This is a genomic window from Streptomyces sp. NBC_01288 (assembly GCF_035982055.1).
Taxonomy (GTDB): domain Bacteria; phylum Actinomycetota; class Actinomycetes; order Streptomycetales; family Streptomycetaceae; genus Streptomyces.
The window spans coordinates 3043591-3066819 of record NZ_CP108427.1 but is presented as its reverse complement, the minus strand read 5'-3'; the positions used below and the strand labels follow the sequence as shown (position 1 = coordinate 3066819).

The following is a 23229-nucleotide window of genomic DNA, read 5'->3' as shown; positions in this document are numbered from 1 at the left end:
TGCCCGGAAGCACCGAAGGGCGGCGCCCCATGAGCTCAGCAGACCGAAAGACAGGGATGGCTCTGAACGCCCGCCTCGACCACCGCAACCCTCTCGTGTTCGACACTCACGAGCTGGGTCGGCGTCCTGGTGCGCTGCTGCGCCTGAACCGTTCGATCGACGCTCCCAAGGATCTCGGGATCCAGGGGGTCATCGGAGTGCCGGAAGGCGCCCCGGTGGAGCTCGACCTCCGCCTTGAGTCCGTCATGGAAGGGGTGCTTGTCACAGGCACCGCCCGTGCAACGGCCAAGGGGGAGTGCGTAAGGTGTCTGGAGCCGCTTGAGCTGTCGCTCGAAGCGGACTTCCAGGAGATGTTCTCGTACCCTGACGCCGACGACCGTGGCCGCCCCAAAGCGGAACCGGTCGACGACGCCGAGGAAGACGAGGACAGGCTCTTCATCGAGGACGGCTTGTTCGACCTCGAATCCGTGCTGCGCGATGCGGTGGTGCTCGCACTGCCGATGCAGCCGGTGTGCCAGGACGACTGTCTGGGCCTGTGCTCCGAGTGCGGGGTACGGCTCACGGACGACCCGGACCACCACCATGACGCCGTCGACATCCGTTGGGCGGCACTGCAGGGACTCGCCGGTTCACTCGAAGACGGCGAGAAGGACGAGATCAGTGGCGAGGCGCCCCGACCGGCGCGCGCCAACGAGAAGCAGGAGAAGTAGCCGTGGCTGTTCCGAAGCGGAAGATGTCGCGCAGCAACACGCGCCACCGCCGGTCGCAGTGGAAGGCTGCGGTCACCCCTCTGGTTGCGTGCGAGCGCTGCCACGAGCCCAAGCAGCAGCACATCGCGTGCCCTTCTTGCGGCACGTACAACAAGCGCCAGGTCCTCGAGGTCTGAGCGGCTGGTGAGAGGCACCATGTCTGACGTCAAGGCCGACTCAGTCGCCAAGAAACACGCGGACACAGCCTCGTCCCACACGCTGTTGGAAGGGCGGCTCGGGTATCACCTCGAGTCCGCCCTTCTGGTGCGTGCGCTGACCCACCGTTCGTACGCGTACGAGAACGGCGGTCTGCCGACGAACGAGCGGCTGGAGTTCCTCGGGGACTCCGTGCTCGGCCTCGTCGTCACGGACACGCTGTACACGACCCACCCCGACCTGCCCGAAGGCCAACTGGCCAAGTTGCGGGCCGCGGTGGTCAATTCTCGTGCGCTGGCGGAGGTCGGTCGCGGTCTGGAACTCGGCTCCTTCATCCGGCTCGGCCGCGGTGAAGAGGGCACGGGGGGCCGGGACAAGGCGTCCATCCTCGCCGACACCCTGGAAGCGGTGATCGGCGCGGTCTATCTCGACCAGGGCCTCGACGCGGCCTCCGAACTGGTACATCGCCTGTTCGACCCGCTCATCGAGAAGTCCTCGAACCTCGGTGCCGGCCTGGACTGGAAGACCAGTCTCCAGGAGCTCACCGCGACCGAGGGGCTCGGTGTCCCCGAGTACCTGGTCACGGAGACCGGCCCCGATCACGAGAAGACCTTCACCGCTGCCGCCCGCGTCGGAGGCGTCTCGTACGGCACCGGCACCGGCCGCAGCAAGAAGGAGGCGGAGCAGCAGGCCGCCGAGTCCGCCTGGCGGTCCATCCGGGCCGACGCGGACGAGCGAGCCGAGAAGGCGAAGGAGGCGGCCGAACAACAGGCCGTCGAGACCGCCGCCGAGGCCGCTGAGCAGCCTGCCGAGGAGAGCGCCGACACGTCGTCGGCGTCCGCCTGACCGAACAGCGCGACCCGAGCGCCCGTCCCCGAGTGGGGCGGGCGCTCGGCTCATTCACCCGTGACCACAGGGGATGCCATGCCCGAGTTGCCCGAGGTCGAGGTCGTCCGGCGCGGTCTGGAGCGGTGGGTCGCCCAGCGCACCGTCGCCGACGCCGAGGTACTGCATCCGCGTGCGGTACGACGTCATGTCGCCGGCGCCGACGACTTCGCGCACCGGCTCAAGGGGCATCGGATCGGCACGCCGAGCAGGCGCGGCAAGTATCTGTGGCTGCCGTTGGAGGACACGCATCAGGCGGTGCTGGCGCACCTCGGGATGAGTGGCCAACTCCTGGTCCAGCCGCACGAGTTGCCTGACGAGAAGCATCTGCGCATCCGGGTCGGGTTCGCCGACTCCCTCGACACGGAACTCCGCTTCGTCGACCAACGCACCTTCGGTGGGCTGTCGTTGCACGACACCACCCCGGACGGGCTGCCGGACGTCATCGCGCACATCGCGCGTGACCCCCTGGACCCCTTGTTCGACGACGAGTTGTTCCACCAGGCCCTGCGCCGCAAGCGCACGACCATCAAACGGGCCCTGCTCGACCAGTCGTTGATCAGCGGGGTCGGCAACATCTATGCGGACGAGGCCCTTTGGCGGGCCCGCGTCCACTACGAACGCCCGACCGCGACCTTCACCCGCCCGCGCACCGCCGAACTCCTGGGCCACGCGCGGGATGTGATGAACGCGGCCCTCGACGTGGGCGGCACCAGCTTCGACAGCCTGTACGTCAACGTGAACGGGGAGTCGGGCTACTTCGACCGCTCGCTCGACGCGTACGGCCGCGAGGGTCTGCCGTGCCGGCGCTGCGGTACGCAGATGAGCCGGCGGGCGTGGATGAACCGGTCGAGCTACTTCTGCCCCAAGTGTCAGCGGGCGCCCAGGAGTTAGCGGGCGCCGCGGGTCCGGAAGCCGCCGATGGTCTAGAGGCCGCCGCGCGTCTCGTCGTAGCGCGTGCGGGCCGCGAGGACGTCGTCCATGCGGGACTCCACGAAGTCGACGAGATCCTTCAGGCGTTCGGCGACTCCGTGTCCCAGCGGGGTCAACTCGTAGTCCACGCGCGGCGGGTTGGTCTGCTGGGCCTCGCGGTGGACCAGGCCGTCGCGCTCCAGGGCGTGCAGGGTCTGCGAGAGCATCTTCTCGCTGACGCCGTCGACGCGGCGGCGCAGCTCGTTGAAACGCAGCGAGCCCTCGTGCAGCGCGCACAGGGTGAGTCCGCCCCAGCGGCCTGTGATGTGCTCCAGGGTGCCTCGGGAGGGGCAGGCCTTCGCGAAGACGTTGTACGGGAAGCTCTGCTCCTCCGTACGCTCCTGGGTCGTGTCCATGTCGCCAGGGTACGCGAACACAGCGCTAACCAAAAGGGAGCACTAACCAGTGGTTAGCGCTCCCTGTAGGTGTCGCCGTAGGTGTCCTGCGGTGTCGGACTAGTACCCGAAGTCCTGCGTCCACCAGGGGCCGCCGGTGCCGAAGTGCACACCGACACCCAGGGTCTTGAAGTCGCAGTTCAGGATGTTGGCCTTGTGGCCGGGGCTGTTCATCCAGGCGTCCATGACCGCGGCCGCGTCGGCCTGGCCGCGGGCGATGTTCTCGCCGCCGAGGTTGGTGATGCCGAGCTTCTCCGCCCGGTCCCACGGGGTGGCCCCGCTGGGGTCGGTGTGGTCGAAGAAGTCCTGGTCGGCCATCTGCTGGCTGAAGTTCTCGGCCAGGGTGGTCAGCGAGCTGTTGGCGGCCACCGGGCTGCAACCGACGAGCGCGCGCTGCTCGTTGACGAGCTTGAGCACCGCGGCCTCGGCCGCTGCCTCCGTGGGGACCGTCACCGGTGCGTCGGCGGACTGCGTGGGCGTCGGAGTGGTGGGCTTCGCCGAGGGGGTCGAGGTCGTCGGCTCCTCGGTCGGGGTGGCCGCCGGCTTCTTCGCCGGGGCCTTGGTGGCGGGCGCGGTGGCGGACTTGGTCGGAGCCGCCGACGGGGAGGCCGCGCGGTTCGCGTCGCGGCTCGTGGACGAGCCGTCGTCGCGGGACTCCGCGCTGCCGGAGGTACCGCCCTGCTCGGTCGCCGAGTTGGACGGCGAACCGGCCGCCTGCACCTGGTCCGAGCCGCCACCGCCGCCGAGCTTGTAGTTCTCCAGCCCCGGCATCGCGCCCGCGGCGACCGCGACCGTGCCGATGGCGACGGCGGCGGAGACACCGAGCAGACCCGTCTTGACCGGCGTCACGGTCTTGCGCTTACGGCGGCGGCCGCGGCCCGGGCGTGAGCCGTCGCCCCGGGAGGCGGTGGCGCCGGCCGCCTCGGGGAAGACCACGGCGTAGTCCTCCTCGGTGGCGAAGAGGTAGGCCTCGCTCTTGCGGCGGGAGTCGGCCTTGAGCCGGCTCTCGGCCTTCAGCCGGGCCTCGCTCTTCGGCGGGGCCTCGTGGTTCGCGCGGCCCTCGTGGACCCGGTGGTCCGTGGGGGCCTGGTGGTTCGGGTGGGGCTGGTGGAACTCGGCGGGACCCTCCGGGTGGAGATAGGGCGCCATGCCGATCGTCGAGCCGTCGGCCGGGTTCCAGTCGAAGCGGTCGTTCCGGCTGGAGTGGTCGGAGTGGTCGTTCCAGTCGTACGAGTCATGCGGGTCGTAGCCGCTCGTGTATGAGCCGTGCGTCTCTGTGACCCCCGTGGCGCGGCTCGTGGCGGCGCGGCCGGCGGCGGAGCGTCGGTGGCGTCCCATGTCCTTGCCTTTCGTCCTTGCGGTCAACTCGTCCGTGCGGTGACCCAGCTCACTCGATCGAGTGAGTTTCATATGAGATTCATTGGGGCGGACGGTACCGCATGGCGCGAGGGGAGCAAGTGCCCAGAGAGGTTTTGGCCGGTTAGGTTGCAGCCATGAGCGAGGATGTGCGGATGGTCGCCTGGGTGCGAGGGCGTGTGCAAGGTGTGGGTTTTCGGTGGTTTACCCGTGCCAAGGCTCTGGAGATCGGGGGCCTGAGTGGTTTTGCTCTCAATTTGGGCGACGGACGCGTCCAAGTGGTCGCGGAGGGATCGCGTGAGGGCTGCCGAGGACTCCTCGACTGGCTCCAGGGGCACGACACGCCCGGGCGCGTGGATGGCGTCACCGAGATCTGGGACACACCCCGCGGCGGCTACGACGGCTTCGCGATCCGCTGAGCACAATCTGCGAAACGGTGTAAAGCGGCCCTGGCGGAAGCGGCGGGACATGCCGCCGGCAGCTGCCCATAGCGGAAACTGCCTGGTGGTTGCCAAGAACGGCTCGCTCTGGCAGGCTCCGCACCTAAGGATGATCGCCACACCCAGCGAGGCCCCGCAGGAGTCGCAGTGCCGCCCGGTCAGGGCCGCGTGCCCCCGGGTCGCCCGCCAATACGGGGCGTGATCGTGTTGACCGTCAAACTTTTTGGTGAGACTCTGAAAGCCCCGCGCACCTTAGCTGTTTGGCATGGAAGAACAGCAGAGCAACACTCGATTGTGTCAAGCATCGCGGGTGCGATTCCCTCACGACCCACACCGCTTCGGTCGGTCACTCAGTGTGGAGGACCATCCATCATGGCAAAGGCGCTTCTCGGTTACGTCGGCGGCTCCGACCCGCGACTCCTCGCCGAGATGCGACGGCTCCAGCAACGCGTCCAGGACCTGGAATCCGAGCTCGTTCGGATCCAGGACGAGAACGACGCGCTGACGGCTGCCGCAACTCACGATTCGCTTCTCGAGCTCGACGCACGCCAGGCGGAGCCCGCGCTCACCTGATCACTGCGACGCACCACATGACAAGCAGTGGTCGGGCGGCCCGCATCAACCGCTGAGTTGTCAGAGTTTGCAAGGGACGCTTCGGCGTCCCTTCTTTCTTTCCCCCGTGCTGCCTCCACCCTCTTTAACGTTTGGTGTGCCCTGCACGTTCAAGGGCGAAACCGCGGGGAACCGGACGTTCATGGAGAGAGCGAGCGGCGGAAGGTAGAGTCCAGCGGCGTGCACCTCAAGGCCCTGACCCTGCGGGGGTTCAAGTCGTTCGCCTCGGCGACCACGCTCCGGTTCGAGCCGGGGATCACGTGCGTCGTCGGTCCGAACGGCTCGGGCAAGTCCAATGTCGTGGACGCGCTCAGCTGGGTCATGGGCGAACAGGGCGCCAAGTCGCTGCGCGGCGGCAAGATGGAGGACGTCATCTTCGCCGGCACCACCGGCCGCCCCCCGCTGGGCCGCGCCGAGGTGTCCCTCACCATCGACAACTCCGACGGTGCCCTGCCCATCGAGTACGCCGAGGTCACCATCACGCGGATCATGTTCCGCAACGGCGGCAGCGAGTACCAGATCAACGGCGACACGTGTCGCCTCCTCGACATCCAGGAACTCCTCTCCGACTCCGGCATCGGCCGCGAGATGCACGTCATCGTCGGCCAGGGCCAGCTCGACTCCGTGCTCCACGCCGACCCCATGGGCCGCCGCGCCTTCATCGAGGAGGCGGCCGGAGTCCTCAAGCACCGCAAGCGCAAGGAGAAGGCGCTCCGCAAACTGGACGCGATGCAGGCCAACCTCGCGCGCGTGCAGGACCTGACGGACGAACTCCGCCGCCAGCTCAAGCCCTTGGGCCGCCAGGCCGCGGTCGCCCGCCGTGCGGCCGTCATCCAGGCAGACCTCCGGGACGCCCGCCTCCGTCTGCTCGCCGACGATCTCGTACGACTGCGCCAGGCGCTGAACACCGAGATCGCCGACGAGGCCGCGCTGAAGGGACGCAAGGAGGCCGCCGAACTGGAGCTGCGCAAGGCGCTCCAGCGCGAGGGCCTCCTGGAGGACGAGGTACGGCAGCTCACACCGCGCCTCCAGCGCGCCCAGCAGACCTGGTACGAGCTGTCCCAACTGGCCGAGCGGGTACGCGGCACGATCTCGCTGGCCGACGCCCGCGTGAAGAGCGCGACGTCGGCCCCTCCGGAGGAACGGCGGGGCCGTGACCCCGAGGACATGGAGCGCGAGGCCGCCCGCATCCGCGAGCAGGAAGCCGAACTCGAAGCGGCCCTTGAGGCGGCCGAGCACGCCCTGGAGGACACGGTCGCCCACCGCTCCGATCTGGAGCGGGAGTTGACGGCCGAGGAACGGCGCCTGAAGGACGTGGCCCGTTCCATCGCCGACCGCCGCGAGGGCCTCGCCCGCCTCAACGGCCAGGTCAACGCGGCCCGTTCACGCGCCGCCTCCGCCCAGGCCGAGATCGACCGCCTCGCCTCCGCCCGCGACGAGGCCCAGGAACGAGCGGTCACCGCACAGGAGGAGTACGAGGCGCTCCAGTCCGAGGTCGACGGCCTGGACGCGGGCGACGAGGAACTCACCGCGCGCCACGAGACGGCCCGGGCCGGCCTCGCCGAGGCGGAAGCAGCCCAGGCCGCCGCCCGCGAGGCATCCACAGCGGCGGAACGCCAACGCGCCGCCACCCAGGCCCGCCGAGACGCGCTGGCCCTGGGCCTGCGCCGCAAGGACGGCACCGGCATACTGCTGGGCGCCCGCGACCGCCTCACCGGAATCCTGGGTCCGGCGGCGGAACTCCTCACGGTGACCCCGGGCCACGAGACAGCCCTGGCGGCGGCCTTCGGCGCGGCGGCGGACGCGATCGCCGTGACGACACCGTCCTCGGCGGCGGACGCGATCCGCTTGCTGCGCAAGCAAGACGGGGGCAGAGCGGCACTGCTGCTGGCAGGAGGCCCTGAGCATTCGACCCCGGTGACTGAGGCGCCCCAAAGGGGCGCGGGACAGCATCCATTTGCGGCTCCGCCGCGGAGCGCGACCAGCCACGACGCACCCGCAGACGCCCAACGACCTTTCGCGGCAGATCTGGTCCGCGCCCCCGCCGACCTCATGCCCGCAGTCCGCCGCCTCCTGCACAACTACGTCGTGGTCGACACCCTCGAAGCCGCCGAGCAACTCGTATACGCCCACCCCGAGTTGACCGCGGTCACCGCCGAAGGCGACCTGCTCGGCGCCCACTTCGCCCACGGCGGCTCCGCAGGCGCCCCCAGCCTCCTCGAAGTCCAGGCCTCCGTAGACGAAGCCGCAGCCGAACTCGAAGAACTGGCAGTCCGCTGCGAGGAGTTGGCCGCCACCCAGCAGACCTCAGGCGAGCGCCGCAAGGAATGCACCGCGCTGGTCGAGGAGTTGGGGGAGCGCCGCCGAGCCGCAGAGCGCGAGAAGTCGACCGTGGCACAGCAGTTGGGCCGGCTCGCAGGGCAGGCCCGGGGCGCCGCCGGCGAGGCCGAGCGATCGACCGCGGCGGCGGCACGGGCACAGGACGCGCTCGACAAGGCCGTAGAAGAAGCCGAGGTGCTCGCCGAACGGCTGGCCGTGGCCGAGGAGATGCCGGTCGAGGAGGAGCCCGACACCTCCGTGCGGGATCGGCTCGCCGCCGATGGGGCCAATGCTCGGCAGACCGAGATGGAGGCGCGGCTTCAGGTCCGTACGCATGAGGAGCGGGTCAAGGGGCTTGCCGGGCGGGCCGATTCGCTGGATCGCGGGGCCCGGGCCGAGCGGGAGGCGCGGGCGCGGGCGGAGCAGCGGCTCGCGCGGTTGCGGCACGAGGCGGCCGTCGCGGAGGCCGTCGCCTTCGGGACGCGGCAGCTGCTCGCCCACGTCGAGGTGTCCCTCGCCCGTGCCGACGAGGAGCGCACCGCCGCCGATGCCGCCAAGGCGCGCCGCGAGCAGGAGCTGACCGCCGCCCGCAACCAGGGGCGCGACCTCAAGGGCGAGCTCGACAAGCTGACGGACTCGGTGCACCGCGGCGAGGTGCTCGGGGCCGAGAAGCGGATGCGGATCGAGCAGCTGGAGAGCAAGGCGCTGGAGGAACTGGGGGTCGAGCCGACGGGGCTCGTCGAGGAGTACGGGCCGCATCAGCTCGTGCCGCCCTCGCTCGCCGCCGAGGGCGAGGTGCTCCCGGATGATCCGGAGGACCCGCGCAACCAGCCCCGTACGTTCCACCGCGCCGAGCAGGAGAAGCGGCTCAAGTCCGCCGAACGGGCGTACCAGCAGCTCGGGAAGGTGAACCCGCTCGCGCTGGAGGAGTTCGCGGCGCTGGAGGAGCGGCACAAGTTCCTCAGCGAGCAGTTGGAGGACCTGAAGAAGACCCGCGCCGACCTGCTTCAAGTGGTGAAGGAGGTCGACGAGCGCGTCGAGCAGGTCTTCACCGAGGCCTACCGGGACACGGCCTTGCAGTTCGAGGGTGTCTTCAGCCGGCTGTTCCCGGGCGGCGAGGGGCGGTTGATCCTGACCGATCCCGACAACATGCTGACCACGGGTGTGGATGTCGAGGCGCGTCCCCCCGGTAAGAAGGTCAAGCGGCTCTCCCTGCTCTCCGGCGGGGAGCGGTCCCTCACCGCCGTGGCGCTGCTGGTGTCGATCTTCAAGGCTCGGCCCAGCCCGTTCTATGTGATGGACGAGGTCGAGGCGGCGCTCGACGACACCAACCTCCAGCGGCTGATCCGGATCATGCAGGAGTTGCAGGAGGCCTCGCAGCTGATCGTGATCACCCACCAGAAGCGCACGATGGAGGTCGCCGACGCGTTGTACGGCGTCTCCATGCAGGGCGACGGGGTGTCGAAGGTCATCTCACAGCGTCTCCGCTAGACCTTCATCATGCGTTCAAGTTCTGAACGCATTGCGGTGGCCTGTGGGGTTGGATTTCACAGCAGACCCCCTATTGACTTCGAAACTTGAAGGCATAGTCTCTGCAACGTTGCTTTTACCTTCAGGTGGTGGGCAGCGGGAAGCTGTGCGCCACTGGAAGGGTCGCCCCCCACCCCGGCAGCGACGCCGGTGGCCTCAGGAGTTACACGTGACCAGCACTGCGCAGGCACCTCAGTCAGGAGCCGGGCCGGCTCATCCCGAACATCTCGCGCACGTCATCTTCATCGCGGCGGCGGCCGCGATGGGCGGCTTCCTGTTCGGCTACGACAGTTCCGTGATCAACGGTGCCGTCGAGGCGATCCGCGACCGCTACGACGTGGGCTCCACGGTTCTGGCACAGGTCATCGCCATCGCCCTGATCGGCTGTGCCATCGGCGCGGCGACCGCGGGCCGGATCGCCGACCGGATCGGCCGTATCCGCTGTATGCAGATCTCCGCGGTGCTGTTCACCATCAGCGCCGTCGGTTCGGCGCTGCCCTTCGCGCTCTGGGACCTCGCCTTCTGGCGGGTCATCGGCGGTTTCGCCATCGGCATGGCCTCCGTCATCGGCCCGGCCTACATCGCCGAGGTGTCCCCGCCCGCCTACCGCGGCCGGCTCGGCTCCTTCCAGCAGGCCGCGATCGTCATCGGCATCGCGATCTCGCAGCTGGTCAACTGGGGTCTGCTGAACGCCGCCGACGGCGACCAGCGCGGCAAGCTCATGGGCCTTGAGGCCTGGCAGGTCATGCTCGGCGTCATGGTGATCCCGGCCGTCCTCTACGGCCTGCTCTCCTTCGCCATCCCCGAGTCCCCGCGCTTCCTGATCTCCGCGGGCAAGCTGAGCCGCGCGCACGACGTGCTGCGTGAGGTCGAGGGCGACGACATCGACCTGGACGCCCGGGTCGCCGAGATCGAGCACGCGATGAAGAGCGAGCACAAGTCGACCTTCAAGGACCTGCTCGGTGGTGGCGGCTTCTTCTTCAAGCCGATCGTCTGGGTCGGCATCGGCCTCTCGGCCTTCCAGCAGCTCGTCGGCATCAACGTCGCGTTCTACTACTCCTCGACGCTGTGGCAGTCCGTCGGCGTCGACCCCACGCAGTCGTTCTTCTACTCCTTCACGACGTCGATCGTGAACATCATCGGCACCGTGATCGCCATGATCTTCGTGGACCGCATCGGCCGTAAGCCGCTGGCCCTCATCGGCTCGGTCGGCATGGTCGTCGGTCTCGCGCTGGAGGCCTGGGCCTTCTCGTACCACCTGGTCGACGGCAAGCTGCCCTCCGCGCAGGGCTGGACCGCGCTGATCGCGGCCCACGTCTTCGTCCTGTTCTTCGCCCTGTCCTGGGGTGTCGTGGTCTGGGTCTTCCTCGGCGAGATGTTCCCGAACCGGATCCGCGCCGCCGCCCTGGGCGTCGCCGCCTCCGCGCAGTGGATCGCCAACTGGGCCATCACCGCGAGCTTCCCGTCGCTGGCCGACTGGAACCTCTCCGCGACCTACGTGATCTACACGGTCTTCGCCGCGCTCTCCATCCCGTTCGTCCTCAAGTTCGTGAAGGAGACGAAGGGCAAGAGGCTGGAGGACATGGGCTGACCGGGCCCACCCCACAAGCTCGGGGAGACGGGCTCAATCCCCCGCCGCCCGTCTCCCCGAAACCACCCATCGGTCACCAGATGAGGACGCCGCCGCCGATCTCCCGGGCCCGGAGAGCGGCGGCCTCGATGTTGTCCAGGCGGCTCTCGACCAGGTCGGTACGCTCCCCGACCGCCGCGGCGACGGCTTCCAGATGCTCCCGCAGCAGCGCCAGCTCGCGCAGGAACTCCGGTACGTCCGAGGCCTCGACGTACAGGTCGCTGGAGGCCAGCACGGGAAGGTACACACAGCCCAGCGAGCGCACGGGCGCCGAACCCCACACGGTCTCGCGCCAGTTCTCGAAGCCGGCCGAGTCGTTGCAGCCCTCCGGAACGTCGAGCACGTTCCACTGGCCGTCCGCGTCACGCAGGAACACATCCACAGCCAAGGTCATGACCGCAGTGGACCACCGGTCGACCGGCCGGTCCACCGGTTGCGGGTAAAGGTCACCCTTCGTATCGGGGTCACTCCCCGAGCCGCGGCAGCACCCGCTCCGCGAACAGCCGCAGGCTGCGCCATCCCTCGTCCACCGGCATCCCGCCCGACAGCGGATGGAGTACGAGGTTGTCGAGCCCCAGCGCCACGCACTCGTCCGGCGTGAGAATGCGGTAGACGCCCTCCGCGCGCAGCTCCGCCACGGTCGTGGCCCCCGACTTCACCGCCGAGCGGATGTCCCCGGACTGCCAGGACGCGTACGTCCGCGCCTCGTGCAGGAAGTGCGCCCCGTACTCCGCCCAGGCCCGGTCCGGGTCCTCGGCGATGTGCAGCAGCGGGGTCTCGGCCCCCGGCATCATGGTCCAGCCCTCGGTGCCGTACTCGACGAGCCGGTCCTTGTAGTAGGCCTCCAGGTCGGGCAGATGCGCGCTGGGGAAGAACGGCAGGCCGAGGCGTGCGGCCCGGCGGGCGGCGGCCTTGGAGGAGCCTCCGACCAGCAGCAGGGGGTGCGGGTCGGAGAAGGGGCGCGGGGTGACCCGTACCGTACGGCCGCGGTACTCGAACTCCTCGCCGGACCACGCCTTCAGGACCGTCTCCAGCAGCTCGTCCTGGAGCTTGCCCCGGCGCTTCCAGTCCACGTCGAACTGGGCGTACTCCTCGGGCCGGTAACCGATCCCGGCCACGGTCACCAGCCGGCCGCCGCTCAGCAGATCCAGTACGGCGATGTCCTCGGCCAGCCGCAGCGGGTCGTGCAGCGGGCCGATCACCGCCGAGACCGTCACGGCGATGTGCCGGGTCGCGCCGAACACCGCGCCCGCGAAGGCGAAGGGCGAGGGCAGCCAGTTGTTGGCGACGCCGTGGTGCTCCTCCGTCTGCACGGTGGTGATGCCGTGCTCGTCGGCGTACGCGGCCATCTCCAGGGCGGCCCGGTAGCGGGCGCTCAGCGAGGCGGGGGTGGCGCCGGGTTCGACGAGGTTGAAGCGTACGACCGAGACGGGCATGGGAGGTCCCCCTTCGAGTGCGGTGGGGTCGTGCGTGGTGGGGGACGGTAGCTGACGGCATGTCAGATGGCCATGGGCATGACTGTGGGCTTCGGGGCCAAGGGCCTCCGGGCCTCTCGGCGCGTGCGAGGCCGGTACGAGATGTGGTGGCGTCGACGCCCCGGCCGCGCCCGCGCTGGGCCCCGGCGAGACCCATGGCTGATACTGGGTGGGTTATGGAAACCGTCATCCTTGCTGTAGTCATCGCCGTGGTCGTGCTCGGTGCGCTGGGCGGGCTCGTCGTCGGCAGCCGGCGCAAGAAGCCGCTGCCCCCGCCGCCCACCTCCGTCCCCGACATCACCGCCCCGCCGGCCGAGCCGCACGTCGGCGACGAGGCCGAGACGCCGCGCGACGAAGCGCGCCGGACGATAGAGGAGGTGGATCTCCCCGACGGCTCGGCCCCGGTCGCCGTCGAGGAACCCCCCGCACCGGATGTCCCCGAGCTGGATGTTCCCGAGCCGACCGCCGGACGGCTCGTCCGGCTCCGCTCCCGGCTCTCCCGCTCGCAGAACGCGCTCGGCAAGGGGCTGCTCACGCTTCTGTCGCGCGAGCACCTCGACGAGGACACCTGGGAGGAGATCGAGGACATCCTCCTCACCGCCGACGTCGGCGTGGCCCCCACCCAGGAACTGGTCGACGGCCTGCGGGCCCGCGTGAAGGTGCTCGGCACCCGCACCCCGCAGGAGCTGCGCACACTGCTGCGCGAGGAGCTGCTCAAGCTGGTCGGCACCGATGTCGACCGCACGGTCAAGACCGAGCCGGAGGACCGCAAGCCCGGGATCGTGATGGTCGTCGGGGTCAACGGCACCGGCAAGACCACCACCACCGGCAAGCTGGCCCGTGTGCTCGTGGCCGACGGGCGGACCGTCGTGCTCGGCGCGGCCGACACGTTCCGGGCCGCAGCCGCCGATCAGTTGCAGACCTGGGGCGAGCGGGTCGGTGCCCACACCGTGCGCGGGCCCGAGGCCGGGGACCCCGCCTCCGTCGCGTTCGACGCGGTGAAGGAGGGCAAGGAGATGGGGGTCGACGTCGTCCTCATCGACACGGCCGGGCGGTTGCACACGAAGACCGGGCTCATGGACGAGCTGGGGAAGGTCAAGCGGGTTGTCGAGAAGCACGCGCCGCTCGACGAGGTGCTGCTGGTGCTCGATGCCACGACCGGGCAGAACGGGCTGGTGCAGGCGCGGGTCTTCGCCGAGGTCGTCGACATCACCGGGATCGTGCTGACGAAGCTGGACGGCACGGCCAAGGGGGGCATCGTGATCGCTGTTCAGCGTGAGCTGGGGGTGCCGGTGAAGTTGATCGGGCTTGGTGAGGGGGCGGACGATCTGGCGCCGTTCGATGCGGAGGGGTTTGTTGACGCCCTTATCGGGGACTGACGCTCCACGCTCCGCTGGTTGGGCGGTTCTTCGGCTGCCGGCCGGTGGGGGCTTGTCGCGCCCACGCGGCGGAGCCGCAAATGTCACAGCCCCGCGCCCCTATAGGGCGCGCTGTAGTCAGCCTCGTTCAGAAAAGTGCCCGTCCCCAACTCGCCGTTGGGGACGGGCACTTCGGCGTTCTACGGCTATGCGCGCGACCTGTGTGCCACGTACGCCAGCGTGCCCAGGAGCAAGCGGGCCGCCGGGGGCTTCGTCGCCGAATCCAACGCGGGGGAGCGGAGCCAGCGGACCGGGCCCAGGCCTCCTCGGTCCGAGGGTGGGGCGGTGATGTGGGTGCCGGGGCCGAGGCCGCGGAGGTCCAGGGAGGTGGGGTCGTCCCAGCCCATGCGGTAGAGGAGGGCGGGGAGTTCGGCGGCGGCGCCGGGGGCGACGAAGAAGTGGGCGCGGTGGTCGGGGGTCGCCGCGACCGGGCCGAGCGGGAGGCCCATCCGCTCCAGGCGGGCCAGCGCGCGGCGGCCGGCGGGTTCGGCGACCTCGATCACGTCGAACGCGCGGCCCACGGGCAGCATCACCGCCGCGCCCGGCAACTCGGCCCAGGCGTCGGTCACTTCGTCCAGGGTCGCGCCGGCCCGCACCTCGGGCGCGAAGGTCAGGGGATGTGCGCCCGGCGCGGGGCACTTGGTGTCGCCGCAGGAACACGCGCCGCCCGCCGCCCGTGCGCCCGCGACCACGTCCCAACCCCAGAGGCCGGTGAACTCGGCCACCGCTGTGCACTCCGACGCGCGGCCGCGGCGGCGCGTGCCGGACCGGATGTCGCGGATACCCCGGCTGCTGCCGATCGTGAAGCCCATGCCCCCTCCAACGGGTCCGACGCACTGGTGGTTACGAGACGGATGCGTGTCGTCACTCTGTGCTCACGCCTGCCCCGCGCCGCGTGGTCCAGGCAGCGTCCGGGAGCGCCTTGGGTGGTGTGCTCGACGGTGCGCGCCCCTGCGTGCACCGCTGCGCCCACTTCCGGTCGTCCTATGTCAAGTGAATCGTGCGCGGGCAACCGTAGGTTCATTCGAAGGGGTGGCGAATGGTGGCGTTTCCGGGATCGCCGTGGCTGGACGGGTGATCGTAGGATTACTTTGAGTGCACAAGTCCTCGGGGCACATGCTCTTGTGGGTATGCCGCAGGCAACTCGTCATCTCGTTCGAAGGGTGACAAGTGCGGGACGGGAAGCCGTATTTACCGGCATTCTGATAGGGCTTGGCGCACAGCGGCGACAAGTGGTTCCAGGGATGGGGGCGTTCCAGTGGGCGGCAACGGCGGAAGCGGGACAACCGCGACCAGTACGGAGAAGCGCCCCAATGAGCTGCTCGGCTCGTGGTTCGTGCGCAGCGGCTGGTCCAAGGGTGAGCTGGCGCGTCAAGTGAACCGCCGGGCGCGGCAGTTGGGGGCCAACCACATCTCGACGGACACCTCGCGCGTGCGCCGCTGGCTGGACGGTGAGAACCCGCGCGAGCCGATCCCGAGGATCCTCTCGGAGCTGTTCTCCGAGCGCTTCGGCTGTGTCGTCTCGGTCGAGGACCTGGGTCTGCGCGCGGCCCGCCAGGCACCCTCCGTGTCCGGCGTCGACCTGCCGTGGACGGCCCCGCAGACGGTGGCCCTGCTCAGCGAGTTCTCCCGCAGCGACCTCATGCTGGCCCGGCGCGGCTTCCTCGGGGCCTCGCTGGCCCTGTCGGCGGGACCGTCCCTCATCGAGCCCATGCAGCGCTGGCTGGTCCCCGGCCCCTCGGCCCACCAGTCGGAGCCCGAGCCCGCGAGCGCCTCCCGGCATCAAGGGCGGCTCTCCCGGCCCGAGTTGGAGCTGCTGGAGTCCACCACGGCGATGTTCCGCAAGTGGGACGCCCAGTGCGGCGGCGGCCTCCGCCGCAAGGCGGTCGTAGGACAGCTGCACGAGGTGACCGACCTGTTGCAGGAGCCCCAACCCGAGTCCACCACGCGGAAGTTGTTCAAGGTCGCCGCCGAACTCGCCGAGCTGGCCGGGTGGATGTCGTACGACGTGGGGCTTCAGCCCACCGCGCAGAAGTACTTCGTCCTCGCCCTGCACGCCGCCAAGGAGGCGGGCGACAAGCCGCTCGGGTCGTACGTCCTGTCCAGCATGAGCCGGCAGATGATCCACCTCGGCCGGCCCGACGACGCGCTGGAGCTGATCCACCTCGCGCAGTACGGCAGCCGGGACTGCGCGAGCCCGCGGACCCAGTCGATGCTGTATGCGATGGAGGCCCGCGCCTACGCCAACATGGGCCAGCCCGGCAAGTGCAAGCGGGCCGTCCGGATGGCCGAGGACACCTTCGGGGACGTACACGACTGGGACGACCCGGACCCGGACTGGATCCGTTTCTTCTCCGAGGCCGAGCTGTACGGCGAGAACTCGCACTCCTATCGCGACCTCGCCTACGTCGCCGGCCGCAGCCCCGCCTACGCCTCGCTGGCCGAGCCCGTCATGCAGCGGGCGGTGGACCTCTTCGCCAAGGACGAGGTGCACCAGCGGTCGTACGCACTCAACCTCATCGGCATGGCCACCGTGCACCTGCTGCGGCGGGAACCCGAGCAGAGCGCGGTGCTGGCGACGGAGGCGATGACCGTCGCCAAGAAGGTGCGCTCCGAGCGCGTCAACACGCGTATTCGAAAGACCGTCGACACGGCGGTCCGTGACTTCGGTGAACTCGCCGAGGTCGTCGACCTCACCGAGCGGCTCGCGATCGAGCTGCCGGAGACCGCCGAAGCGGTCTGACACCCCCGAGCCCCGGCCGCGGCCGGCCCTCCCGAACCGCCCGACTCGGCTCCCCCATGCCAGGTCATTCGGAGGGCCGACCGCGGCCGGTCCTGTCCTTCGGGACTCGTATTCGAAAGACCGGCCGCGCGACGGTGCGCGGTGCCGGTGGGGCGGCCGGAAACGTCGGCCTCGCCGAGCGGCTCCCGGGCGGACCGCGGGAGAGCGCCGAAGGGGGCTGGGCCCCGTGCCCCGGCGTCCCCGTGCCAGGTCGGCGGAAGGCCGGGCGCGGCCGGTTTCCGGCCGTCGGAAAAGGTTGCGCCACGATAACGATCGCGCGGCCGGAGATCCGGCGGTTCATCGACGCGTAACACGCACGGCGCCTTCGTCACCCCGGTGAAACATCGAGGGGCTTCGACGGAAACCGCGCTGCGCCAATCTCAGGGCGCATAACCGGACCCCCCGCCTTGACCGGACCGCATCCAGGCTTCGCCCGCACGGGGCCGTACAACCGACGAGGAGACGCCGATGGCATCAGCCGCCATCACGCTTGCCGCTGAGGCACCCAAACTGTCCTCCGCGAACACAGGCTTCATGCTGATCTGTTCTGCCCTGGTGCTGCTCATGACACCGGGACTGGCCTTCTTCTACGGAGGCATGGTCCGCGTCAAGAGCACCCTGAACATGCTGATGATGAGCTTCATCAGCATCGGGATCGTCACCATCCTGTGGGTTCTCTACGGCTTCTCCCTCGCCTTCGGTTCGAGTAACGGCTTCATCGGCTACAACTCCGACTGGCTGGGGATGAGCAACGTCGGACTGACGGAACTCTGGGACGGCTACACCATCCCGATCTTCGTCTTCATGGTCTTCCAGATGATGTTCGCCGTCATCACCCCCGCCCTGATAAGCGGTGCCATCGCCGACCGCGTCAAGTTCTCGGCCTGGGCGCTCTTCGTCGCCCTGTGGCTCACGGTCGTCTACGTCCCGGTCGCCCACTGGGTATGGGGCGCCGACGGCTGGGCCTACAAGCTCGGTGTGATCGACTTCGCCGGTGGTACCGCGGTCCACATCAACGCCGGTGCCGGCGCCCTCGGCGTCATCCTGGTCATCGGCAAGCGCGCCGGCTTCAAGCGTGACCCCATGCGTCCGCACAGCCTCCCGCTGGTCATGCTCGGCTGCGGTCTGCTGTGGTTCGGCTGGTTCGGCTTCAACGCCGGTTCGTGGCTCGGCAACGACGACGGCGTCGGCGCGCTGATGTTCGTCAACACCCAGGTCGCCACCGCCGCCGCCATGCTCGCCTGGCTCGCCTACGAGAAGATCCGCCACGGTGCGTTCACCACGCTGGGCGCGGCCTCGGGTGCCGTCGCCGGTCTGGTCGCCATCACCCCGTCCGGTGGTGCGGTCTCCCCGATGGGCGCGATCGCCGTCGGCGCCATCGCCGGTGTCGGCTGCGCCGCGGCCGTCGGCCTGAAGTACAAGTTCGACATCGACGACTCCCTCGACGTCGTCGGCGTCCACATGGTCGGCGGTATCCTCGGCTCCCTGCTCATCGGCTTCTTCGCCACCGGCAAGGGCCAGTCCGCCGCGACCGGCGTCTTCTACGGCGACCACACCTTCACCCAGCTGTGGAAGCAGTTCGCCGGTGTCGGCGCGGTCCTCGGCTACTCCCTGGTCGTCTCCGCGCTCCTCGCCTTCCTCCTCGACAAGACCATCGGTATGCGGGTCACCGAGGACGAAGAGATCGCCGGCATCGACCAGGCCGAGCACGCCGAGACCGCATACGACTTCAGCGGCGCCGGCGGTGGCATCGGCAGCTCCGCTCTCGCCGCCCCGGAGACGAAGAAGGTGGACGCATGAAGCTCATCACCGCCGTCGTGAAGCCCCACCGGCTCGACGAGATCAAGGAAGCCCTCCAGGCCTTCGGGGTCCACGGTCTGACGGTCACCGAGGCGAGCGGCTACGGTCGTCAGCGGGGACACACCGAGGTATACCGGGGCGCCGAGTACACGGTCGACCTGGTCCCCAAGATCCGCATCGAGGTGCTGGCCGAGGACGACGACGCCGAGCAGCTGATCGACGTCATCGTCAAGGCCGCCCGCACCGGCAAGATCGGTGACGGCAAGGTCTGGTCCCTCCCGGTCGAGACGGCCGTCCGGGTCAGGACCGGCGAGCGCGGTCCGGACGCGCTCTAAAAAGAAACGAACAGGAGTCGCTGGGTGACGAGTACGGACGTGCGCAAGGATGCAGAGGACTCCGGACCCAGCGGCTACGCGGCGGCCCGGCTGCGCCTCCTCACTGAGGGGGTGCGGTCCGGGCCGCCGCGCCGTGCCGCCCTCGCCGAACTGACCGACGACTGGCTGACCGGCCTCTTCACCGCCGGCTCCGAGGCACTCAAGGGCGTCTCCCTGGTCGCGGTCGGCGGCTACGGCCGCGGCGAGCTCTCCCCGCGCAGCGACCTCGACCTGCTCCTCCTGCACGACGGCGGCGACTCCGGCGCGGTCGCCGCGCTGGCCGACCGCATCTGGTACCCGGTCTGGGACCTCGGCCTCGCCCTCGACCACTCCGTGCGCACACCCGCCGAGGCCCGCAAGACCGCAGGCGAGGACCTCAAGGTCCAGCTCGGCCTGCTCGACGCCCGCCACATCGCCGGCGACCTCGGCCTGACCGCCGGACTGCGTACGGCCGTCCTCGCCGACTGGCGCAACCAGGCGCCCAAGCGCCTCCCCGAACTCCAGGAACTCTGCGCCGAACGCGCCGAGCGCCAGGGCGAGTTGCAGTACCTCCTCGAACCCGACCTCAAGGAAGCCCGCGGCGGCCTCCGCGACGCCACCGCGCTGCGCGCCGTAGCCGCCTCCTGGCTCGCCGACGCCCCGCGCGAAGGGCTCGCCGACGCCCGCCGCCGCCTCCTCGACGTGCGCGACGCCCTGCACCTCACCACCGGCCGCGCGACCGACCGGCTCGCACTCCAGGAGCAGGACCAGGTCGCCGCCGAGCTGGGCCTCCTCGACGCGGACACCCTGCTGCGGCAGGTCTACGAAGCGGCGCGTGTCGTGTCGTACGCCAGTGATGTCACCTGGCGTGAAGTGGGGCGCGTGCTGCGGTCCCGTGCTGTGCGGCCGAGGCTGCGCGCGATGCTCGGCGGGGGCGCGAAACCCGCCGCCGAGCGCTCCCCGCTGGCCGAAGGCGTCGTGGAGCAGGACGGCGAGGTGGTGCTCGCCCGCGCCGCACGCCCCGAACGCGACCCGGTCCTCCCGCTGCGCGCCGCCGCCGCTGCCGCACAGGCCGGACTTCCGCTCTCGCTGCACGCCGTACGGCGCCTCGCGGCCACCGTGCGCCCGTTGCCCACGCCGTGGCCCGCCGAGGCGCGCGAGCAGCTCGTGACGCTGCTCGGTTCCGGGCAGCCGACGGTGGACGTGTGGGAGGCGCTGGAGGCGGAAGGCCTGATCACCCGCCTCCTCCCCGACTGGGAGCGGGTGCGCTGCCGCCCGCAGCGCAACGCCGTGCACATCTGGACCGTCGACCGGCACCTCATCGAGACCGCCGTCCGCGCCTCGGAGTTCGCCCGCCGCGTCAGCCGCCCCGACCTGTTGCTGGTCGCCGCGCTGCTGCACGACATCGGCAAGGGCTGGCCCGGCGACCACTCGGTGGCCGGCGAGATCATCGCCAAGGACGTGGCCGCCCGCATCGGCTTCGACCGCGCGGAAGTCGCCGTACTCGCCACTCTCGTACGTCATCACCTGCTGCTCATCGAGACCGCCACCCGGCGTGACCTGGAGGACCCGGCGACGGTCCGCTCGGTCGCCGAGGCGGTCGGGACGACGAGCACCCTGGAGCTGCTGCACGCGCTGACAGAGGCGGACGCGCTGGCCACCGGACCGGCCGCCTGGTCGTCCTGGCGGGCCGGCCTCGTCACCGACCTGGTGAAGCGGGTCGCCGCCGTGCTCTCCGGGGACGCCCCCGAGGAGCCCGAGGCCGGCGCGGCCACCGCCGAACAGGAACGGCTCGCGATCGAGGCGGTCGCGACCGGTGGCCCGGTCCTCGCCCTGCGCGCCCAGACCGAACCCCCGACCGAGGACGAGCCCGCCGGCGACCCCGAACCGCTCGGCGTGGAGTTGTTGATCGCCGTACCCGACCAGCCGGGTGTACTCCCCGCGGTGGCCGGCGTCCTGGCGATGCACCGCCTGACGGTCCGTACGGCGGAGCTGCGCGCGCTGGACCTGCCCGACGGCGTAGAGGGTTCCGTCCTGCTGCTCAACTGGCGGGTCGCCGCCGAGTACGGTTCGCTGCCCCAGGCCGCCCGGCTGCGCGCCGATCTCGTACGCGCCCTGGACGGATCCTTGGACATCGCGGGCCGCCTCGCCGAACGCGACGCCGCGTATCCGCGCCGCCGGGGTGTCGTGGCCCCGCCGGCCCGCGTGACGGTCGCCCCGGCCGCGTCCCGGCACGCGACGGTGATCGAAGTGCGCGCGCACGACGCCCCGGGGCTGCTGCACCGGATCGGGCGGGCGCTGGACGAGGCGAAGGTCCGGGTCCGCAGCATGCACGTCAGCACGCTGGGCTCGAACGCGGTGGACGCCTTCTATGTCACCGGCGCGGAGGGCACACCCCTGCCGGGGGCGGAGGCCACGGCGGTGGCACGCAAACTGGAGGAAACCCTGCGGGCGTGACCGTGCGGTCATGCCGTGCGTTGACCCGATGTGCTCCTCGCAGTTGCGGGGGTGGTCCGCTGCGCGGCAAAGGGCGGCTCTCTGAGGTCGCGTGCTCCCCGCCGCCGCGGGGTTTTGCTCGTCCCCGCCCGTTGAACCCAGCAGGCGGGGACGATTGTCTTGCGCGGCCGGATACCCTGGAAGACGCCCACACCGCCCCCGACTCCGAGGACCGACTCCGCCGTGTTCGATACTCTCTCCGATCGCCTTTCAGCGACCTTCAAGAACTTGCGCGGCAAGGGGCGCTTGAGCGAAGCGGACATCGACGCCACGGCGCGCGAAATCCGCATCGCTCTCCTCGAAGCCGACGTTGCCCTGCCCGTCGTCCGTACGTTCATCAAGAACGTCAAGGAGCGCGCCCTCGGCGCCGACCTCAACAGGGCGCTGAACAACCCGGCCCAGCAGGTCGTGAAGATCGTCAACGAGGAACTCGTCACGATCCTCGGCGGCGAGACCCGGCGCCTGCGCTTCGCCAAGAACCCGCCCACCGTGATCATGCTCGCGGGTCTCCAGGGTGCCGGTAAGACGACCCTCGCGGGCAAGCTCGGCAAGTGGCTCAAGGACCAGGGGCACTCACCGCTGCTCGTCGCCGCCGACCTCCAGCGCCCGAACGCGGTGAACCAGCTGAGCGTCGTCGCCGAGCGCGCCGGTGTCGCGGTCTACGCGCCCGAGCCGGGCAACGGTGTGGGCGACCCGGTCAAGGTCGCCAAGGACTCCATCGAGTTCGCGAAGTCCAAGGTCCACGACATCGTGATCGTGGACACCGCGGGCCGCCTCGGCATCGACCAGGAACTGATGCGGCAGGCCGCGGACATCCGCGACGCGGTCTCGCCGGACGAGATCCTCTTCGTCGTCGACGCGATGATCGGCCAGGACGCGGTCAACACCGCCGAGTCCTTCCGGGACGGCGTCGGCTTCGACGGCGTGGTGCTTTCCAAGCTCGACGGCGACGCCCGCGGTGGTGCGGCCCTGTCGATCGCCTCGGTCACCGGCAAGCCGATCATGTTCGCGTCGAACGGCGAGAAGCTCGACGACTTCGACGCCTTCCACCCGGACCGGATGGCCTCCCGCATCCTCGACATGGGTGACCTGCTCACCCTGATCGAGCAGGCGGAGAAGACGTTCAGCCAAGAAGAGGCCGAGAAGATGGCCTCCAAGCTGGCGTCCAAGAAGGGCCAGGACTTCACCCTCGACGACTTCCTGTCCCAGATGGAACAGGTCAGGAAGATGGGCAGCATCAGCAAGCTGCTCGGCATGCTCCCCGGCATGGGCCAGATCAAGGACCAGATCAACAACCTGGACGAGCGGGACGTCGACCGCACGGCCGCGATCATCAAGTCGATGACCCCGGGCGAGCGCGCCGAGCCCACCATCATCAACGGCTCGCGCCGCGCCCGTATCGCCAAGGGCTCCGGCGTCGAGGTCAGCGCCGTCAAGGGCCTGGTCGAGCGGTTCTTCGAGGCCCGCAAGATGATGTCCCGCATGGCGCAAGGCGGCGGGATGCCCGGCATGCCGGGGATGCCGGGCATGGGCGGCGGCCCCGGCCGCACCAAGAAGCAGCCCAAGCAGGCCAAGGGCAAGCAGCGCTCCGGCAACCCGATGAAGCGCAAGCAGCAGGAGCTGGAAGAGGCCCAGCGCCGCGAGGCCGGCGCCGCTCCGGGCGGCAACGCGTTCGGCCTGCCCGAGCAGGGCGCCCAGGACTTCGAGCTGCCGGACGAGTTCAAGAAGTTCATGGGCTGAGCTTGAGAAGGTTCGTGGGCTGACAGCCCGTCTTCTACGTCGTCGAGGGCGCCCCTCTCCGGAAGGGCGCCCTCGGCGCGTGCTGGGCGTGCCGACGCCTGGCCCGTGTCGTAACTTGCCG

General features: G+C 70.1%; 19 protein-coding genes. 14 read left to right on the top strand and 5 right to left on the bottom strand.

Going from position 1 to position 23229, the window contains the following annotated elements; all coding sequences use genetic code 11:
• Positions 1–56: 56 nt before the first annotated feature.
• The 4 genes from OG194_RS13090 to mutM all read left to right on the top strand — a co-directional run bounded on the left by OG194_RS13090 (position 57) and on the right by mutM (position 2684).
• Entirely contained in the window at positions 57–710 is a 654-nt protein-coding gene (locus tag OG194_RS13090; protein WP_327401049.1) for a YceD family protein, read from the top strand.
• Between the two features lie 2 nt (positions 711–712).
• On the top strand, positions 713–886 hold the full coding sequence (gene rpmF / locus OG194_RS13085) for a 50S ribosomal protein L32 (RefSeq protein WP_015657589.1): 174 nt from the start codon (positions 713–715) through the stop codon (positions 884–886).
• Between the two features lie 19 nt (positions 887–905).
• A complete protein-coding gene (gene rnc / locus OG194_RS13080; protein WP_442811541.1) occupies positions 906–1751 on the top strand; it encodes a ribonuclease III in 846 nt (281 codons plus the stop codon).
• A 78-nt stretch (positions 1752–1829) separates the two neighbouring features.
• On the top strand, positions 1830–2684 hold the full coding sequence (mutM, locus tag OG194_RS13075; protein WP_327401047.1) for a bifunctional DNA-formamidopyrimidine glycosylase/DNA-(apurinic or apyrimidinic site) lyase: 855 nt from the start codon (positions 1830–1832) through the stop codon (positions 2682–2684).
• 32 nt (positions 2685–2716) lie between these two features.
• Here the strand turns inward: mutM and OG194_RS13070 are convergent, their stop codons facing one another.
• The gene (locus OG194_RS13070; RefSeq protein WP_327401046.1) at positions 2717–3118 is read right to left on the bottom strand and encodes a winged helix-turn-helix transcriptional regulator; all 402 of its coding nucleotides are present in this window, start codon (positions 3116–3118) and stop codon (positions 2717–2719) included.
• Between the two features lie 99 nt (positions 3119–3217).
• Positions 3218–4495, bottom strand: coding sequence for a CAP domain-containing protein (locus tag OG194_RS13065; protein WP_327401045.1), 1278 nt, complete (start codon positions 4493–4495; stop codon positions 3218–3220).
• 155 nt (positions 4496–4650) lie between these two features.
• Between OG194_RS13065 and OG194_RS13060 the strand changes: the two genes are divergently transcribed.
• The 4 genes from OG194_RS13060 to OG194_RS13045 all read left to right on the top strand — a co-directional run bounded on the left by OG194_RS13060 (position 4651) and on the right by OG194_RS13045 (position 11005).
• Complete coding sequence (locus OG194_RS13060; protein ID WP_327401044.1) at positions 4651–4932, top strand: acylphosphatase; 282 nt, start codon at positions 4651–4653, stop codon at positions 4930–4932.
• 393 nt (positions 4933–5325) lie between these two features.
• Positions 5326–5526, top strand: coding sequence for a hypothetical protein (locus OG194_RS13055; RefSeq protein WP_033282668.1), 201 nt, complete (start codon positions 5326–5328; stop codon positions 5524–5526).
• A 219-nt stretch (positions 5527–5745) separates the two neighbouring features.
• Positions 5746–9375 (top strand): chromosome segregation protein SMC, encoded by a 3630-nt coding sequence (gene smc, locus OG194_RS13050; RefSeq protein WP_327401043.1) that lies wholly within the window; start codon positions 5746–5748, stop codon positions 9373–9375.
• 208 nt (positions 9376–9583) lie between these two features.
• Positions 9584–11005, top strand: a complete 1422-nt coding sequence (locus tag OG194_RS13045) for a sugar porter family MFS transporter (protein ID WP_327401042.1) — start codon at positions 9584–9586, stop codon at positions 11003–11005.
• A gap of 73 nt (positions 11006–11078) precedes the next feature.
• Here OG194_RS13045 and OG194_RS13040 read toward each other — a convergent pair whose 3' ends face one another.
• Together OG194_RS13040 and OG194_RS13035 are read right to left on the bottom strand one after the other, a co-directional pair.
• Positions 11079–11438, bottom strand: coding sequence for a hypothetical protein (locus tag OG194_RS13040; protein WP_327401041.1), 360 nt, complete (start codon positions 11436–11438; stop codon positions 11079–11081).
• Positions 11439–11508: 70 nt separating this feature from the next.
• Positions 11509–12480 carry an LLM class flavin-dependent oxidoreductase gene (locus tag OG194_RS13035; protein ID WP_327401040.1) on the bottom strand — a complete coding sequence of 324 codons (972 nt, stop codon included), beginning with the start codon at positions 12478–12480 and terminating at the stop codon, positions 11509–11511.
• A gap of 215 nt (positions 12481–12695) precedes the next feature.
• Between OG194_RS13035 and ftsY the strand changes: the two genes are divergently transcribed.
• Positions 12696–13898, top strand: a complete 1203-nt coding sequence (ftsY, locus tag OG194_RS13030; RefSeq protein WP_327401038.1) for a signal recognition particle-docking protein FtsY — start codon at positions 12696–12698, stop codon at positions 13896–13898.
• Positions 13899–14083: 185 nt separating this feature from the next.
• Here ftsY and OG194_RS13025 read toward each other — a convergent pair whose 3' ends face one another.
• The gene (locus OG194_RS13025) at positions 14084–14749 is read right to left on the bottom strand and encodes a bifunctional DNA primase/polymerase (RefSeq protein WP_327401037.1); all 666 of its coding nucleotides are present in this window, start codon (positions 14747–14749) and stop codon (positions 14084–14086) included.
• A 446-nt stretch (positions 14750–15195) separates the two neighbouring features.
• Between OG194_RS13025 and nsdA the strand changes: the two genes are divergently transcribed.
• From nsdA to ffh, 5 genes are all read left to right on the top strand, one after another.
• Entirely contained in the window at positions 15196–16680 is a 1485-nt protein-coding gene (gene nsdA / locus OG194_RS13020; RefSeq protein WP_327401036.1) for a transcriptional repressor NsdA, read from the top strand.
• A gap of 507 nt (positions 16681–17187) precedes the next feature.
• Entirely contained in the window at positions 17188–18519 is a 1332-nt protein-coding gene (locus OG194_RS13015; RefSeq protein ID WP_327401035.1) for an ammonium transporter, read from the top strand.
• The gene (locus OG194_RS13010) at positions 18516–18854 is read left to right on the top strand and encodes a P-II family nitrogen regulator (RefSeq protein WP_003997576.1); all 339 of its coding nucleotides are present in this window, start codon (positions 18516–18518) and stop codon (positions 18852–18854) included. The genes OG194_RS13015 and OG194_RS13010 overlap by 4 nt, the downstream gene beginning before the upstream one ends.
• 24 nt (positions 18855–18878) lie before the next feature.
• Positions 18879–21329, top strand: coding sequence for a [protein-PII] uridylyltransferase (locus tag OG194_RS13005; protein ID WP_327401034.1), 2451 nt, complete (start codon positions 18879–18881; stop codon positions 21327–21329).
• Between the two features lie 222 nt (positions 21330–21551).
• Positions 21552–23108: a signal recognition particle protein gene (gene ffh / locus OG194_RS13000; RefSeq protein WP_327401033.1), complete on the top strand. Its 1557-nt coding sequence runs from the start codon at positions 21552–21554 to the stop codon at positions 23106–23108.
• The last annotated feature ends 121 nt before the right edge of the window (positions 23109–23229 follow it).